This window comes from Nocardia carnea NBRC 14403 (assembly GCF_000308515.1).
Classification (GTDB): domain Bacteria; phylum Actinomycetota; class Actinomycetes; order Mycobacteriales; family Mycobacteriaceae; genus Nocardia; species Nocardia carnea.
Map to the genome: position 1 here is coordinate 301839 of NZ_BAFV01000039.1, position 16189 is coordinate 318027.

Consider the following 16189-nt stretch of genomic DNA (forward strand, 5'->3'; position numbering starts at 1 on the left):
CAAAGCAACGGAGGAGTGGCAAACGTGAATGATCAGACGGCCGCGAACTGGTTCAAGAGCACCCGCAGCCATGGCGGTAAGGACTGCGTGGAGGCCGCGCACCTAACCGGCGGACGGGTCGGCGTCCGGGATTCCAAGAATCCTACGGGCCCGGCCCTGGTGTTCGCTCCCGGCGAATGGGATGCCTTCCTCTCCGGCGCCAAGTCCGGCGACTTCGACCGGGCCTGATCCCCCACTGATAAGGAAACCCCTCCTTCGGGAGGGGTTTCCTTATGAAGGAGGCCGTTAGGAGATGACCGGACGCCCGTTGTCCGCCGAAGAGTGCGACCGGCTCTGGCGAGCCTGGACGCCCACCGAAACCGCCACACGGCTGTCGAGCGCCCCACCGTGCTGGTATGTCACAGGCGGGTGGGCGCTGGATCTGTTCGTCGGCGGTCTGGGACGTGAGCATTCAGACCTCGAAATCGGTGTGCCCAGCGAACGATTCGCCGATATCGCGAATGCGCTGCCCGGCTACGAATGGGACGTGGTCGGCGACGGGCAGGTGTGGCCGTATCCCGAGGAAGCCGATAATCAGCACCAGACCTGGCTGCGCGATCCGGCGACCGGGCGGTATCACCTCGATGTGTTCCGCGAGCCGCACCGTGGCGACCGGTGGGTGTGCCGCCGGGATACCTCGATCACCCTGCCCTATGACGAGCTGATACTTCACACCACCGACGGCATCCCGTATGTGATCCCCGAAGCCGTCCTCGTGTTCAAGGCGAAAGCCCGCCGAGCCAAAGACGAGACGGATTTCCTGCGGGCCCTTCCGGCAATGGACCGATCACGGCGATCTCGGTTGGCCGGCTGGCTTACCCGGGTGCACCCGGACCATCCCTGGGTAGGAACGCTTTCGGCTCACAAACACTGACAGGCAACTCGCAACGCCGGTTGCGGCGTCTCACTTGCCGGGTTCAGGCACCGAATCCGCCGTCGATATCCAGGCTCGCACCCGTGATATAGGCGGCGTCGGGTCCGGCGAGATACGAGACGAAGGCGCCGACTTCGGCCGAGGTGCCGAACCGGTCCGTGGCCATGACTCCGAGCAGGTTCACCGCATTGGGTCCGTCGGCGGGGTTGGCGTCGGTGTCCACCGGGCCGGGCTGGACGTTGTTGATGGTGATTCCGCGCGGCGCCAGTTCGCGCGCGAGCCCGCGAGTGAGACTCGCCAGCGCTCCCTTGGTGGCGGCGTAGATCGACTGGCCGGGGAACGGTGTGCGGTCGGCGTTGATACTGCCGATGTTGATGATTCGCCCGCCGTCGCCCATATGGACCAGCGATTCACGGACGGCAACGATCGCCGAGCGGACATTGATCGTCAGCATCGCGTCGATCTCGTCCATCTTCAGATCGGTGATCGGGCCGAAAGCGCCGATACCGGCGTTGTTGACGAGGATGTCCAGGCCGCCGAACCGGTCGACAGTCTGCGCGACGGCGGCCTCGATATCTTGTTCGTGCAGGCTGTCGGCGTGGATCGGGTGCGCGGTGCCGCCCGCGGCGACGGCGGCGGCTGCCACAGCTTCCGCTTGCTCACCGGAATTGGCGTAGGTGAACGCCACGTTCGCACCGTCGGCCGCCAATCGGGCCACGATGCCGGCGCCGACACCCCTGGATCTTCCCGTCACCAGCGCGGTCTTGCCTTCGAGCGGTCCTGCGGTCATGTGCTCGTCCTTCGATCAAGTTATGGAGTGACTACTCAATAATTCGGCCACCGGACTCGAATGTCAAATTTGAGGGATCACTCAATAATCAGTAGAGTCGGAGTATGCCCAGGCCACGCAAGTTCGATGAGCAGGCCGTGCTCACCGCTGCGAGAGCCCGCTTCTGGAGCGACGGCTACGCGGCTACTTCGATCCAGGACCTCACGGAGGCAACAGGACTGGGGACGCAGAGCCTGTACGGGGCATTCGGCAACAAGCACGAGCTGTTCCTGCGGATCCTGGACGAATACGGCGCCCGGCAGGCCGCCGGACTGGAGGCCGCGATCACCGCCGACCCCAGCCCGTGGCACGGACTATTGGCGGCCGTCACCTTCGAAGACGGCGGACGCTTGGACCTACCACCCCAGGGCTGCCTGATGGCCAACAGCGCGGCAGCCCTGAGCGCTCAGGACGAACAGGTCCGAGACCGCTCGTGCCAGGCCTACTCTCATACGCTCGCACTGTTCACCCACCAAGTCGTACAAGCCCAGGAAGCCGGCGAGATCGACGTAAGCATCGATCCGGAGGCAACCGCGCGGACGTTGTTCACCGTCATGCAAGGGATCGAATTCCTGCACAAGGCAGGGATCGGCGAAGAGGAACTGCGACTCGCCAAAACCGCCGCGGTCGAGATGATCGAACGCTCCGTCGGACACTGACGCACCGCGTGCCCGCACCTGAATCGACGCTGTAAACAGCCACAGACACGGGCTATTGCCGTGCGCTGGCCGCCCGTCTAAAATCTGACCATGCGGCCAGAAAATAGTACGACCGGCCAGGCTCGCCGCCCCTCGCTCATCGAAGAGGTCCGGCGGCGACAGATTCTCGAAAGCGCCGTCACCGTGTTCGCCGAAGTCGGGTACGCGAAAGCCTCACTCGCCCGGATCGCCGAACGGGCCGGTATCAGCAAGGGCGTCATCTCCTACCACTTCGCCGGCAAGGACGAACTGATGGAGCGGCTCGTCGAGCATGTCTACGCGGAGATCACCGAATTCGTGGTGCCCCGCGTCACCGCGGAAGAAACGGTGCTGCGCCGGATCGGCGAACGCATCCGAGCCGTCGCCGACTATGTGCGCACCAACCCCGCCGAACTACGCGCCTTGACCGAAGTGCTCCACAACCTCCTCGACGAGCACGGACGCCCGGTATATGGCGACCAATTCAACGAATCCATCTATCAGGGTTTGGAAGCCGAGTTCCGGACCGGCCAGGCATCCGGGGAACTACGCCCGTTCGATACCCGCGTCATGGCCGTCACGGTGCAGGCCGGGATCGACGCGATGATCGCCTACTGGCATTCCTACCCCGAGCACGATCTCGCGGCCCATGCCGACGAACTGGCAGATCTCATCACGCACGCAATCACCGCGAGCCCGACCACATCCGAGGTGCAGCCATGACAACCGACCAGGTGACAGCACGAGGTCCTGCACCGCTGGGCGGGACCGAACGAATCCCGGGACCTGATCTCGCCCGTGGATTCATGCTGCTACTGATCGTGCTGGCCAATACGGCCTACTATCTGTACGGCGGCCCGCGGTCGGCGTCCGGGGCACATCCGGTGGACGGCTCGGCACTCGACACCGTGGTGCAGGGCATCCTCATCACCACCGTCGATCTGCGGGTCTACCCGATGTTCGCGTTCCTGTTCGGTTACGGCCTGGTGATGATCGCCCGGCGGCAAGGACAGCGCGGGCTGTCCGATAAACAGGTCCGGTCGGTGATTCAGCGCCGGAACCTGTGGCTCATCGTGTTCGGCGCAGTGCACGCGCTACTGCTCTGGGGCGGCGACATCCTCGGCGCCTACGGCCTCACCGGCCTCGTCCTGGTGTGGCTGTTCCTGCGCCGCTCCGATCGCACACTGCTGGTCTGGGCCGGGATCGGCAGCGCGATCGTCATCCTGGTGGCAGCCCTGTCCACACTCGGGGCGGTGGCCGTCATGGCAGGCGAGGACACCGGCAGCCAGTTCGACCCGGGGTTCGCGGACGCGGCGTATGCCAGCATTTCGGCGGACACTTTCTGGGACTCGGTCGTCGCACGGATGACGATGTGGCCGGTCCAGATCACCTTCGTCCAGGGTGTGTTCGGTCTGGTTGTCCCCGTATCGATCCTGCTCGGATTCTGGGCCGCACGCCACCGGGTGTTGGAGCGGCCGCAGGAACACCGGCGGCTGCTGTGGGTGACCGCGATCGGCGGTATCACGATCGGCTGGAGCTTCGGGATCGTGCACGCGCTCGCCCACGCCGGGGTGATCAGCGGCGTGGAGCCGGCCATGGCGGCATTGGCGGCACCGCAGATGGCCACGGGACTGGCGTGCGGCCTCGGCTATGTCGCAGTATTCGGACTGATCGGCGGGCGCCTGGCCGGCCGCCGGCTCGGACCCATCGCGCACGCGGTCACCGCAGTGGGCAAACGTTCGATGACCTGCTACCTGGCCCAATCGGTGCTGTGCGCGCCCCTGCTCGCGGCCTGGGGCCTCGGCCTCGGTGCCGAACTCGGCAGTGCGAGTATGGCCGCGTTCGCTATCGGCGTCTGGATCGTCACGATCGCCTACGCTCTCTGGCTCGAACGGCGAGAAAGCCCGGGACCGGCCGAAAACCTGTTGCGCCGACTCGTTTACGGCCCGGTCGCGAAAACCCCCGGCCCGCCCGCGTCCACCACACCCGCAATCTAACCGGTAGGAGTCCGGCTGTCCGACAGAGCCGGACCCACCTCAGAATCATGGATGACGCCGAATAGCCGCCATTACCGCGTCCACCGACTGCTCGGCCAGCGCATCCGGCAGCGGCAGATGCCGGAACAGGGCGCGGAAATAGATCGGCGCGGCCACCGCATCCAGCACGAAACCGATATCGATATCCGGCTCGACCTCGCCACGATCGATCGCCGATTGCAGCGCCCGGGCCGTCGTGTCCCGGCGTGGACCGAACACCCTGGACCACAACTGCTCACGGAGTTCCGGGTCGGCAGCGAGGTCGGCCACCAGCGCCGGCAGGACCCGGCCCAGAGAGGTATCACGTACTGCCACAACCAGTTCCCGCATGGACGCCACGAGATCCGCACGAAGATCACCGGTATCCGCCGTCGGTTCGAGCCCGAGCAGGTCGGCGACGATATCGACCACCAGATGACGTTTGGACGGCCATCGCCGATAGATCGCCGGGCGGTGGATGCCCGATTCGGTAGCGACCCGGCCGATGGTCATCCCCGCATACCCCTCGGCGTCGAGAACGGCACGCGCCGCTGCCAGCACGGCTGTATCGATTCGGTCGTCCCGGGTACGGCCCGCCATCAGAACACCGGCCGCGGCACGAGAACCACCTGCCAGCCGTCCGGGTCCGGGAACGCGATCGCCCCGTTCGCCGCCCAATACGGATTCTCGGGCGCGACCGGTTCCACCCCGAACTCCCCCAGCCGCTCCACCGTTTCGTACATGCGAGCTTCCGACGAGAAGTACAGCACGAGCAGGTTCTCCTTGCTCGGCGCGTCCCCCGGACTGCCGTCGGCGTGGGTGGTGAATTCGAGGTGATAATCCGTGCCCGGAAGCCCCAGCATCACACCGTCGTATCCCGCGTGGTTCTCGAACCGGTACAGCTCGTTCAGGCCGAGCCCGTCCACATAGAACCGGGTCACCTCCTCGAGGCGATCGGTCGGGCGGGCGAATCTGATCTGCACTACATCGAGGTAATCGGGCCAATCGTTGATGGTCACATCATTACAGTACGGTACGGACCGTAATTATTTAAGGACCACCCTCTTCCCGTAGCCGGTCCGGGCACACAGGAGTTAGCCTGACCCTGGAGGGAGGGAACATATGCTGATCGACTTCGTCCCCGACGAGAATCTGTACCCCTTCGGGTCGCGTTGGTTCGATTCGTCCGCCGGTCGAGTCCACTACATCGACGAGGGTTCGGGAACCCCTATTCTGTTCTGCCACGGTTCCCCGACGTGGAGTTTCCTGTACCGGCACATCGTGAAGGACCTTCGCGACCGATATCGGTGCATCGCCGTCGACCTTCCGGGCTTCGGATTGTCGGAACGGCGCACGGGTTTCGGCTACACCATCGCCGAACAGACCGTAGTCCTCGGCGAACTGATCGATCACCTGCAACTCGACGGTTTCGTCCTGATGGGCCAGGACTGGGGCGGGCCCATCAGCCTGGGCGCGGCCACGTCACGTGCCGATCGAGTGCGCGGGGTCGTTTTGGGCAACACCGTGTTCTGGCCGATCCAAGCGAGAGCGAATCGGGCATTCAGCGTGATTATGGGCAGCCGGCCGATACAGCGCCGGATACTCGAACAGAATTTCCTCATCGAACGCGTCTTGCTGCGGGAATTGGGACACACGCTCACCACCGCCGAGGCCGACCACTACCGCGCGGTACAGCCCACCGCGGCGTCCCGGCAGGCCCTCGCCGTAATGCCCAAAGAAATCCGTTCCGCCCGTCCACTACTGGACCGGCTCGCGTGGGATGTCCCCGGCACACTGGGCGATAAGCCGGCCCTGGCGGTATGGGGCATGCGAGATCCGGTGTTCCGGCCGAACACCTGTCTCCCGCGGATCCGGGCCGCCTTCACCGATCTCGATATCGTCGAGCTGCCACACGCACGCCACTTCGTCCAGGAGGACGCGCCGGATTCGGTCACAACGGCCATCGCGAAGCGATTTCCATAGTGATGCTCGAAGCGATGAGGTCACCGACCGGGCAGTGATGGGTGGCCCCGGACGGCACGCCCAGTCCGGGCCCGCAACTCGTACAACCGAGAGTCGAGAGACGGACGGGCCGGGGCCGAACGACGCGCCGAAGGAACGAACACGCCGGTTTTCGAACACACTTTCTACTGTTACTCGCGGTATCTCCGATAGCTTGCCGGCATGGTCGGCTCCGCACATGAGGCGATGCACCGCCTCTTCCAAGACAACCCCGGGGTATTCGCCCGAGCTTTCCGAGTCCTCGGACTTCCCTTCGACGATCCCGCCGAAGTCGCAGTCCTCACCAACGACCTCACCGAGATCCGCCCGCTGGAGCGCAGGGTCGACACCCTGCTGCGCATCACCACCGTGCGGGAGGGACCGTTCTTGCTGTTGGTCGAAGCCCAGAACAAACCGGATCCGGACAAACCGAGCGCCTGGGCCTACTACCTGGCCTATCTGCACGAGAAGTACCGGCTGCCCGTTGTGCTGCTCGTCGTCTGCCGCGAAACCAGGACAGCCGATTGGGCCATCCAACCGATCACCATCGGCCTGCCGCAGTGGGCCAGTATCATCGTGCGCCCACTCGTTCTCGGCCCGCACAACGTCCCCGTCGTGACCGATCCCGCGATTGCGGCCGCCGACATCCCCCTGGCTGTGCTGTCGGCGATCACTCACGCCAAGGACCGCAGTATTGATGCGATACTGAAAACACTCGCCGATGCCCTGCACGGACTCGAAGACGAGGAAGATCTCCACGTCTTCGCCGAACTCACCGAACTCGGCCTCGGCGCGACCCGAGCCGCGAAAACCTGGAGCAAACTGATGAGCGTGGATCTGTCGTTCTACCGTTCGCGTACATCCCAGCGCCTGCGCGCCGAAGGACGTGCCGAGGGCCGGGCCGAGGGGCGCGCCGAAGGCCGATTCGAAGGACGCGTCGAAGGCAGGGTCGAGGGCCGTGTAGAGGAAGTGATCGGCAAAACCTTGCGGCTGTTGGAGGCCCGCGGGATCGATGTTCCCGAATCGGCCCGGGAACATATGCAGACCTGTGCCGACCTCGACCTTCTCGACCGCTGGTTCGACCGTGCCATCACTGCCGCCGATATCGACGAGGTCCTCGCTGATTAGCCGCGCGGCGACAATCTGCGGACACCACTGACCGGCAAGGCATTCTTCCGCCTCTGCAATACCGCCGAGCCGAAGGGAGCGCCCAGTAGGGCAGCTGGTAGAGCGCCGGCGAAGGCCCCGGAAGAAGATAGAAGCGGGTGTGTCGTGGGTGAACTGGTCGAGCGAGTCGATGAGCGCGATCAAGTGCTGGGTGTGGTGGAACGGACCGCAGCTATCCGAGCGCACTGGCTGCATCGCGTCGCTACGACTGTGTGCCGCGATAAGGCGAACAGGATTCTGCTACACCGCAGGCCGGAGACCGACGCGCCGTTTCCGGGCCACTACAACTGGCTGATCGGCGGCGCCGTGGCAGTCGGCGAGTCCTACGAGCAAGCCGCAGCCCGCGAACTCGCCGAGGAACTCACCATCGCCGGCCGGCCGCGGTTCCTGTTCAAATTCCTGTGCCGGGGAGCGGTCGCGCCCTATTGGCTGGGTCTGCACGAAGTCGTCATCAGCAGCGAAATCACCCCGGACCCTACCGAGATCGCCTGCCACGAATGGGTTCCGGACGCGCAGCTGCCCGATCTGATCCGGCGGCGCCGGTTCGTACCCGACAGCGTCGAAGCGCTCAACCATTACACAACCCGAGGGGCGACACCGATCGGCCCCGGCGAGCCACCGCTGCTGGGTGAGGCATGATGAACCAGTGGTTATGACCCTCATTGCCGCAGTGGCCCGCAACGGAGTGATCGGCCGCGACGGGGACCTTGCCTGGCGTGACCGGGAGGACCTGCAGCGGGTCAAGCGACTCACGATGGGGAAGACACTGATCATGGGGCGGCGCACATTCGAATCCATCGGCCGGCCCCTGCCCGGGCGGACAACGATCGTGGTGACGCGCCGACATGCCTGGTCTCGGGACGGCGTCACGGTCGCCGGGTCCATCGATGAAGCAATCACTGCGGCCGACAGCGAGGAGATCATCTGTTTCGGCGGCGGCGAGATATACGCGCAGCTCATCAACGAGGCCGACCGCCTGGAAATCACAGAAATCGAAACCGGCCTCGACGGCGACGTCCACTTCCCGCCGATCGACCCCGGGCGCTGGCAGGAAACCGAACGCATACACCGCGACGGGTACAGCTGGGTCACCTATCTTCGACCGTCCTGACAGGTGGGCAGGTGACGCCGCGGTTAGTCGAGCCATCGCCGGAAAGCACAACACCGTGCGGGTACTCGGCGAGATCTCGGCGCCCGCCCCTGCGGAATCCGCCACTGTTCGTGATAGTCCACACTCAGCACCGACCGGCCGCCCTGCCTTGGCCGGCAGTCGACTCTGACTGTGGTAACGATGACAGGTGCGTGCCCCGGCGCACGGCCGGGGCCCTGAATACGGGGGGTTATGACCGCGATAGCCAGATTCGGTGCAGTTTCTCTCGATAGCCGGGATCCGCACCATCTAGGGCAGTTCTATCGAGCGCTGCTGGATTTCGAGGTCCGGTACGAATCCGACGAGCTGGTCGTTCTTCGGGGCGACGGAGTGATGCTGACGATCGAACTCGTGGAAAACCACCAGCCGCCGGACTGGCCCGGCGACCAGGTGCCCAAGCAAATGCATCTCGACCTCTTCGTCGACGATCTCGATACCGCGGAGAGAGCTGCGATCGAGCGTGGCGCGGTCAAGGCCGGCTATCAGCCTGCACCCGACCGCTGGCGGGTTCTGATCGATCCTTCGGGACACCCCTTCTGCCTCACAGTCCCACCAGGTGCAGCGGAGTGAGCCGACCGGCAGCGACTCTCACACTGACCGCTTCAGTCATATGGTGAATACCGTGGATTGGATTGTGCAGTCCGGCGCCGGAATCCGAGTCGAGTGGGGCCAGGCCGGCGCTCGGGCCTTGGGTCCACACAGCGCGGCGCTGGTGATAGTCGATGTGTTGTCCTTCACCACCACGGTATCGGTAGCCGTCGACGCCGGAACGGCGGTGCTTCCCTACCCGTGGCGGGACGACGGCGCGGAGGAATTCGCGGCACGAAACGATGCTGCCCTGGCGGTTGGGCGACGTGCGATATCCCCGCAGCGCCCCTGGTCGCTGTCGCCGACCGCACTGAGGAACGCACCTGCACCGCACCGATTGGTTTTGCCATCACCGAATGGATCGGCTATCGCGGCGGCTGTTTCGGGGACGCCGATTGTCGCTGCGTGCCTGCGTAACTCCACCGCCGTCGCCGCGTGGCTGGCCAGGCAAGGATGGGGCACGGCCGACCAGCCGATTGCGATCATCCCCGCCGGGGAACAGTGGCCCGGCCAGGACACAGTCCGGCCGGCCATCGAAGACTGGATCGGCGCCGGCGCGGTCGTTTCCGCTCTCGCCCGGACAGGAGCGGGGCCGCTCTCGGCGGAAGCAGTGGCGGCCAGGACACTGTACGAGGGGATCAGGGAGGTGCCGAGACTGATCTCCGAATGCGCATCAGCCCGTCAGCTTGTCGATATGGGCTTCGGTAATGATGTCGCGGTGGCCACGGAAATGGACGCCACCACTACGGTCCCCGTGCTCGTAGATGGCGAGTTCGTCGCATAAACGTGGTCCACTTCCCTCGTCGATCCACCACCTCGAGCCCGGCACCGGCGTTCGAATGGCCCTGGCTTGACCGAGACACTCGAAACCCGACCGGCAGCTACCCGGTGCGGTGCGTTCGGGCGCTGAGCAGGAGTAACGCAGCCGGTAATGCGATAGCGCCGGCGAGCGCGACCATGAGTAGCGCACCCGTTGCCGGAGTGAGGTGGTCGAGCATGGTCCAGTGCACCAGGAAATGGGGAACGGACCAGGTCAAATACATGACCAGGGCAGTTCGAACCGCCCACCGGCCGCCGTGGACCACGGCCGCGCCGAGAACCACCGCGCTGGCCAGCGTCATCGCACCGTAATCGCGCATCAGATGCTCGTTGTAGGCCATACCCATGCCGACCACGGCGAATGCGAAGAACCGGGCGGGAAAGAACAACGCCCAGATACCGACGACGATCTGGACGGCGGCAAGGAATCCGATGCCTGCACGGATCCCGGACCACATCACCGGCCTCCTTCATGGGTCCGGCGACTGCCGAGAAATTCGTCGAATGTGATGCGCCCGACCGCGCGGTCCGGGGTGAGATGGTTGCCCGCACGGTAGTCGCGGAATACCTTGCCCGGCAGCCGGATCGGCAGTATCAGGCGCCGCCGCCCGATCGTCCGGTGGTAGGTGCGGGCCAGGTCGGCCAGGTCACGCACCTGCGGTCCGCCCAGGTCGGGTACCCGGTGCAGGGCCGGGCCGGCGACGATCGAAACGAGCCGGTCCGCCACCTCGGTCACGTCGATCGGCTGAACGCACATCCCGGCCGGCACGATCGTGACCGGCGATACGCGCTGCGCATCGCAGATCGCCGTGACAAGGTCGTGGAACTGCGTTGTGCGCAGGATCGTCCACGGCAGGCCCGATTCCTCGACCAGGTGTTCGCACGCCAGCTTGGCCCGGTAGTAGCCGAACTCGACGTTCTCGATGCCGACGATGGAGACATACACCAGGTGCGGGACGCCGGCGGCCCGCGCGGCCTCGATCAGATTGCCGGTCGCGGCCACGTCACCTTTCCCGTTGGTCGTCGCCAAATGCACTATCGCATCGACACCGGCAACCGCACCGGCCGGTCCGCCGCGCGTGCGCAGATCACCGACCACCCACTCCTGTGTGGCCGGTGCCCGGCTCTTACGGGTGAGCACCCGCACCCGGTGCCCCGCCTCGTTCAGCCGTGGTACCAGCGCGCGCCCCAGCCGCCCAGTACCCCCGGTGACCAGCACTGTTTTCGATTCCGCCATAACTCCTCCGTGGTCGGCGAGATTTTCTTCTCGACGTACACCACTAGGAACCGGACAGCCCTTCGGAATGTGACAAGCCGTCCAGCTGCCGGCCGGCGAACCGGATCTTGTCCGGATTAGCAATGATCCGGAGGGTGGTGAGCCGGCCATCCACGATCTCCGGCACGAATACCCCGATCAGTGAGGCGGAATACCGGGCGATACCGGCCGGTGCACCGTTCACCTCATGAATGGACACGGTCAGACCGGCATCGAAGCGACCGGTAATGGATGCCAGGTATCGCGCGACCTTCGCCGCACCGCGAACCGGACGCCGCGCCACTCCCGGGGCGCCGCCACCGTCGGCGACGGATGTCGCATCCTCGGCCAGCATCAGCTCCAGGGCAGCCAGGTCACCGCCCTGCGCCGCGTCGAGAAACCGCTCCACCAGCTCCTGGTGTCCGCGCCTGTCGCCGGTATCTGGGCGTTGCCCGGTGCCGGCGAGCCGGTTGCGCGCACGATGATGCAACTGCCGGCAGTTCGAGTCGGACAGGTCGAGCACCGCAGCCACCTCGCTATGGCTGTATCCGAACGCTTCGCGAAGCACGAACACCGCGCGCTCGGCCGGAGTGAGCCGCTCGGCGAGCAGGAGAAACCCCAGCGATATCGTGTCGCGCTGCTCGGCAGTCTCCAGCGGATCGAGCACACCGTCACCGGTCAGCACCGGTTCCGGCAGCCAGGGCCCGATGTAGTGCTCCCGCCGGTACCGGGCCGAACCCAGCAGGTTCAGGCACAGATTCGTCGTGACTTTCACGAGCCATGCATCCGGCTTCCCGACCGAGCCCGGCTCGATGCGCTGCCAACGCAGGAAGGCATCCTGCACGATATCTTCCGCGTCCATGGCAGACCCAAGCATCCGATACGCCAAGCCGAACAACCGCCGGCGTTGCCGCTCGAACTCGTCGACCGTCCCGTGCGCCACCACTCCAGTCTTCCGCACCGCATATCCGGCGAGGGACCTAGGTCGCTCGGACACGCCGAGTCACTGCAAGCCGCGACTCCGGGCGTCGCGCTCAGTTGAGTGGTCGGCCAATGCTGCTCGAGCTTTTCCCCGCACCGAAGTCGTTCTGCCGCCACAGCGGTCGCCTTCTGCGTCGGCGGCGCGATCGAACCGCGAAACGAGGTAATCACGGCGAGAGGGGCATCGGAGAACCATATCGGACCTTTATCGCCGCCCGAAGGCGAGTGCGACGTTGTGTCCGCCGAATCCGAAGGAATTGTTGATCGCGTAGTCGATTCGGCCGCGGCGGGGTGCGCCGGTGACGATATCGAGGTCGATCGCGGGGTCCTGGTGGTCCAGGTTCAGGGTCGGCGGGATGATTTCGTCGCGGATGCTGAGAACGGTCAGTACCGATTCCAGTGCGCCGGCGGCTCCGATCGAATGGCCCAGCGCCGATTTCGGCGCGTATACGGCGGGATGGGTGCCGATGGCCTGGGTGATCGCGGATGCTTCGGCGGTATCGCCGATCGGTGTCGCGGTGGCGTGCGCGTTGACATGGGTGATGTCTTGTCCGGTCAGGCCCGCGGTCTGCACGGCGCGGGTGATCGCGCGCGCCGCGCCGGTGCCCTGGGGGTCGGGTGCGACGAGATGGAAACCGTCGGACGTGATTCCGGCCCCGAGCAACCGGGCGAGGACGGTGGCGCCGCGGGCTCGGGCGTGCTCCTCGGTTTCGAGGATCAGCAGGGCGCCCGCTTCGCCGAAGACGAAACCGTCGCGGTCGGCGTCGAAGGGACGCGACGCGCCTTCCGGGTCGTCGTTGCGGGTACTCATCGCCCGCATCATCGAGAACGCCGCGATCGGCACGGGATCGATATAGCCTTCGACACCGCCGGCGACCACCATATCGGCGTCGCCCATCGCGATCATCTGCCAGGCGCGCGCGATGGCCTCGGAACCGGACGAACACGCCGATACCGGGGTCACCACACCGGCGCGGGCCCGGAGTTCGAGCCCGACCACGGCTGCCGGGCCGTTGGGCATCATCATCTGGACCGCCAGCGGCGAAACCCGCCGGTAGCCACTGCTTTCGAGGGTGTCACGGGATTCCACGACCGCATCACCGCCACCCTGACCGGTGCCGATGGCCACCGCGAGCCGGTCACGGTCGACGTCCGGGCTGCCCGCATTCCGCCAGAGCTCCCGCCCGAGCACCGTGGCCAGGCGTTCCACATAGGCCAGACGCCGCAACTCCACCCGGGTCAGATGTGTATCCGGCCGGACCTTCAACGGCCCGCCGATCCGCACCGGGAGGTCGTGTTCCCGGACCCAGCTCTCCTCCAGGCGGACGATGCCGGACGCACCCTCCAGTAGGCCGGTCCAGGTCGCGTCGATATCTCCGGCGAGAGAGGTCGAGGCCGCCACCGCTGTGACGACGATATCGGGGAACCTCCCGTCGACCGCGAACGGATTCCGAACCTGCACCATGCGCCTCCCTGCTCAGCCGGTAATCGGCTATCGACCCTCTGGTTGTCCCCTCGACTACGTGAGCATTCCATCGAAACCACCGGAGCGGAGGAGAATCTCCAGATGCGCTGCCGGGGGTCCGGGCTACTGCCAGGTCGCGGAATCGGGGTCGATGCCGTGGGTCCGGGCGGCGGCGTCGACGATGCGGCGGAACCAGGTGGCGAGGCCGGCGCGGATCCTGTCGTAGTGGGCGGCAAAGCCCGGATCGTCTTCGTACATGCGGCCCAGGCAGACCTGCATCTGCCTGCTGAGGGGAAAGTACGCGGAACTGAACACTTCGCGGTGCCGCTCTACGAGCTGATTCGCTTCCGTACTGCCGGGGTCGACACCGGCGTCCATCGCGTCGGCGAGCGCGCGGTCGACGGCGGTGACGCTGTCGGCGACGGCCTGCCATTGTTGCGGATTCCGGGCCGCCGAGCGTTCGGCGTACTGCTGCCATTGCGCGGTATCGCCGTAGCGTTCCCGGGCTCGGGCCGGCCAGTCCGGGTTCCATCGGGGCCCGAAGACCTCGGCCTGCTGGCCGGCGGTGAGGAGTGGGCCGCGCTCGTGGGCTTCTATCATCCGGTCCAGGCCGGCGCCGAGCTGTTCGAGGCGGTCGATGCGTTCGGCGACCTGGGCACGCTGGGCGCGCAGAGCTTCGGCCACGTCGGCGTCCGGGTCGTCCATGATGCGCTGGATCCGGTCCAAACCGAGACCGAGTTCGCGGTACACGACGATGCGGTGCAGGCGTTCGAGGTCGCGCGCGGTGTACAGCCGGTATCCGGCGGCCGTACGCAGCGAGGGCCGCGCCAGGCCGATCCCATCCCAGTGGTGCAGCGCGCGGACCGTCACACCCAGACGCGTCGCGGCCTGACCGACGGTCAGACCGTCGGCGTGGGTGGTGTCGGTCATGCCTGCCATTCTCAAATCCCCGTGGCACACCCGGACAGCACGACATACAGGTAGGGCCCATGGACGGCCACCACCACCGTGGCGAAAGCGAGCAGCTGTATGCCCAGTGTCGACGCCGGGAGCACTGCCGAACGGGCTCGGGTGGGCGATACCAGATGGCCGATCCGGTCGGGCCCCGCGGCATGGAGCAGTAGGCCCGTAAGAGGTGTACCCGGAGCTGCGGTGAGGTGGCTTCCGGGCGTACCGAGTTTGAGCAGCGCGCTCGCCAATGCCGGTGTGCCTGCGTGATCGCGGGCCGCGTTGTCCGCCGCGATCTCGAGATAGTGCGGGATCGCATCGGCGATCGCCGATACCAACGGCACCCAGCGCAGCGGCCAGGTCGACGCACCGAGCAGCGTCAGGATCACATGGTGGTGCTGGCGCAGGTGAGCGCTTTCGTGCTCGAGGACCGCCGCGAGCTCATCGGGCTCCAGCGAGGCATACAGTCCGTCGGAGACGACGATCCCGCCGTACCGGCGCGGCAGGGAGAACGCCACCGGTCGTGGATCATCGATCACCAGGACGCGATGCCCGCCGATGCGCGCCGTGCGGGCTCGGTCCGCAAGCACCTGCGCGGCCGACCGGGTGGCGCGGTGGCGGCACAGCCACCGCGGTATCCCCATCCCCAGCAGGGCGACCAACGCGAACGCCGGTAGCAGCAGAAGCATCACGACGGGAATCGCCGTGTCCACGGTGGTCGGGGCGAACGGGCTGGCGGCATTTAGGCACTGCCGGCAGGCTTCGGCGAACGGCGCAGGAAGCACACTCGGACCGGTGACCATCCACGCCGCCATCAGGCTCAGTGACGCGACGGCGAGGACCCACAGCAGCAGGCTGCCGGTGAGGACGAGTACCGCCGTCCGGGGTACCCGCGTCAGCGCCGGTGCGGCGGCACGGACAAGCCCGGGCCCGCCCACCGAGGACGCGGCCAGTACGAGCGCCAGAACGGCCGGGACGACCAGTGCGCTCATCCGCTGCGCCCGCTCTTGCCGAGGTAGTCGCGGAGCAGCTGCAGGTCACGCTGATCGATATCGTCGATGAAATGCAGGATCGACGCCATCGGGTCGTTGCTGGTGGACAGCGCCTGTTTCATGAGCTGGGCGGCGTGCTTCTCCCGGGTGTGGCGCGGCGCGTAGCGCACGGACCGGCCCTCCCGTTCGGGGGTGACGAGTTGTTTGCGTTCGAGGTTGGTGAACACGGTGGCGATGGTGGTGTAGGCGAGGTCACCGCCGAGCCGGGTGATCACCTGCCGGATCGTGGCGGCCCCGTGATCCCACAGCACGTCCATCACCTGTTGTTCGAGGGCACCCAGCCGCACCGGCTCGGACTGCTGATCGCGCTTCTTCCCGGACACCATGAC

General features: G+C 66.1%; 21 protein-coding genes. 11 read left to right on the forward strand and 10 right to left on the reverse strand.

The window, feature by feature from the left end; genetic code table 11:
- The first annotated feature begins 24 nt into the window (after window positions 1-24).
- Both ON22_RS14240 and ON22_RS14245 read left to right on the forward strand, forming a co-directional pair.
- Window positions 25-228 carry a DUF397 domain-containing protein gene (locus ON22_RS14240; protein ID WP_033241736.1) on the forward strand — a complete coding sequence of 68 codons (204 nt, stop codon included), beginning with the start codon at window positions 25-27 and terminating at the stop codon, window positions 226-228.
- Between the two features lie 64 nt (window positions 229-292).
- Entirely contained in the window at window positions 293-913 is a 621-nt protein-coding gene (locus ON22_RS14245) for a nucleotidyltransferase domain-containing protein (protein ID WP_033241735.1), read from the forward strand.
- Between the two features lie 43 nt (window positions 914-956).
- Here ON22_RS14245 and ON22_RS14250 read toward each other — a convergent pair whose 3' ends face one another.
- Window positions 957-1703: an SDR family oxidoreductase gene (locus tag ON22_RS14250; protein ID WP_033241734.1), complete on the reverse strand. Its 747-nt coding sequence runs from the start codon at window positions 1701-1703 to the stop codon at window positions 957-959.
- A 104-nt stretch (window positions 1704-1807) separates the two neighbouring features.
- Between ON22_RS14250 and ON22_RS14255 the strand changes: the two genes are divergently transcribed.
- The 3 genes from ON22_RS14255 to ON22_RS14265 all read left to right on the forward strand — a co-directional run bounded on the left by ON22_RS14255 (window position 1808) and on the right by ON22_RS14265 (window position 4416).
- A complete protein-coding gene (locus tag ON22_RS14255) occupies window positions 1808-2401 on the forward strand; it encodes a TetR/AcrR family transcriptional regulator (RefSeq protein WP_033241733.1) in 594 nt (197 codons plus the stop codon).
- A gap of 90 nt (window positions 2402-2491) precedes the next feature.
- A complete protein-coding gene (locus ON22_RS14260; RefSeq protein WP_033241732.1) occupies window positions 2492-3142 on the forward strand; it encodes a TetR/AcrR family transcriptional regulator in 651 nt (216 codons plus the stop codon).
- The gene (locus ON22_RS14265; RefSeq protein ID WP_033241731.1) at window positions 3139-4416 is read left to right on the forward strand and encodes a DUF418 domain-containing protein; all 1278 of its coding nucleotides are present in this window, start codon (window positions 3139-3141) and stop codon (window positions 4414-4416) included. The genes ON22_RS14260 and ON22_RS14265 overlap by 4 nt, the downstream gene beginning before the upstream one ends.
- A 45-nt stretch (window positions 4417-4461) precedes the next feature.
- Here the strand turns inward: ON22_RS14265 and ON22_RS14270 are convergent, their stop codons facing one another.
- The gene (locus ON22_RS14270; protein ID WP_033241730.1) at window positions 4462-5034 is read right to left on the reverse strand and encodes a TetR/AcrR family transcriptional regulator; all 573 of its coding nucleotides are present in this window, start codon (window positions 5032-5034) and stop codon (window positions 4462-4464) included.
- The gene (locus ON22_RS14275) at window positions 5034-5453 is read right to left on the reverse strand and encodes a VOC family protein (RefSeq protein ID WP_033241729.1); all 420 of its coding nucleotides are present in this window, start codon (window positions 5451-5453) and stop codon (window positions 5034-5036) included. The genes ON22_RS14270 and ON22_RS14275 overlap by 1 nt, the downstream gene beginning before the upstream one ends.
- A gap of 103 nt (window positions 5454-5556) precedes the next feature.
- On the opposite strand from ON22_RS14275, the gene ON22_RS14280 reads away from it, so the two are divergent.
- The 6 genes from ON22_RS14280 (at window position 5557) to ON22_RS14305 (ending at window position 10124) form a co-directional block, all read left to right on the forward strand.
- Window positions 5557-6417 (forward strand): haloalkane dehalogenase, encoded by an 861-nt coding sequence (locus tag ON22_RS14280; protein WP_033241728.1) that lies wholly within the window; start codon window positions 5557-5559, stop codon window positions 6415-6417.
- A gap of 201 nt (window positions 6418-6618) precedes the next feature.
- The gene (locus ON22_RS14285; RefSeq protein ID WP_033241727.1) at window positions 6619-7563 is read left to right on the forward strand and encodes an RpnC/YadD family protein; all 945 of its coding nucleotides are present in this window, start codon (window positions 6619-6621) and stop codon (window positions 7561-7563) included.
- A 144-nt stretch (window positions 7564-7707) separates the two neighbouring features.
- On the forward strand, window positions 7708-8241 hold the full coding sequence (locus ON22_RS14290; RefSeq protein ID WP_033241726.1) for an NUDIX hydrolase: 534 nt from the start codon (window positions 7708-7710) through the stop codon (window positions 8239-8241).
- A gap of 13 nt (window positions 8242-8254) precedes the next feature.
- The gene (locus ON22_RS14295; protein WP_033241725.1) at window positions 8255-8713 is read left to right on the forward strand and encodes a dihydrofolate reductase; all 459 of its coding nucleotides are present in this window, start codon (window positions 8255-8257) and stop codon (window positions 8711-8713) included.
- A 231-nt stretch (window positions 8714-8944) separates the two neighbouring features.
- Window positions 8945-9322, forward strand: coding sequence for a VOC family protein (locus ON22_RS14300; protein ID WP_033241724.1), 378 nt, complete (start codon window positions 8945-8947; stop codon window positions 9320-9322).
- Between the two features lie 52 nt (window positions 9323-9374).
- Window positions 9375-10124: a 2-phosphosulfolactate phosphatase gene (locus tag ON22_RS14305; protein WP_231507966.1), complete on the forward strand. Its 750-nt coding sequence runs from the start codon at window positions 9375-9377 to the stop codon at window positions 10122-10124.
- A gap of 97 nt (window positions 10125-10221) precedes the next feature.
- Here ON22_RS14305 and ON22_RS14310 read toward each other — a convergent pair whose 3' ends face one another.
- The 7 genes from ON22_RS14310 to ON22_RS14340 all read right to left on the reverse strand — a co-directional run bounded on the left by ON22_RS14310 (window position 10222) and on the right by ON22_RS14340 (window position 16183).
- Entirely contained in the window at window positions 10222-10617 is a 396-nt protein-coding gene (locus ON22_RS14310; RefSeq protein ID WP_033241722.1) for a hypothetical protein, read from the reverse strand.
- On the reverse strand, window positions 10617-11396 hold the full coding sequence (locus ON22_RS14315) for an SDR family oxidoreductase (protein WP_033241721.1): 780 nt from the start codon (window positions 11394-11396) through the stop codon (window positions 10617-10619). The genes ON22_RS14310 and ON22_RS14315 overlap by 1 nt, the downstream gene beginning before the upstream one ends.
- A 43-nt stretch (window positions 11397-11439) precedes the next feature.
- Window positions 11440-12375, reverse strand: coding sequence for an RNA polymerase sigma factor SigJ (sigJ, locus tag ON22_RS14320; protein WP_231507958.1), 936 nt, complete (start codon window positions 12373-12375; stop codon window positions 11440-11442).
- Window positions 12376-12600: 225 nt separating this feature from the next.
- Complete coding sequence (locus tag ON22_RS14325; RefSeq protein WP_033241720.1) at window positions 12601-13860, reverse strand: KasA/KasB family beta-ketoacyl-ACP synthase; 1260 nt, start codon at window positions 13858-13860, stop codon at window positions 12601-12603.
- Between the two features lie 123 nt (window positions 13861-13983).
- Complete coding sequence (locus ON22_RS14330; protein ID WP_086007736.1) at window positions 13984-14790, reverse strand: MerR family transcriptional regulator; 807 nt, start codon at window positions 14788-14790, stop codon at window positions 13984-13986.
- 11 nt (window positions 14791-14801) lie between these two features.
- Window positions 14802-15800, reverse strand: a complete 999-nt coding sequence (locus ON22_RS14335; protein WP_033241718.1) for a M56 family metallopeptidase — start codon at window positions 15798-15800, stop codon at window positions 14802-14804.
- A complete protein-coding gene (locus tag ON22_RS14340) occupies window positions 15797-16183 on the reverse strand; it encodes a BlaI/MecI/CopY family transcriptional regulator (protein WP_231507941.1) in 387 nt (128 codons plus the stop codon). Before ON22_RS14340 ends, ON22_RS14335 begins: the two co-directional genes overlap by 4 nt.
- Window positions 16184-16189 lie beyond the last annotated feature (6 nt).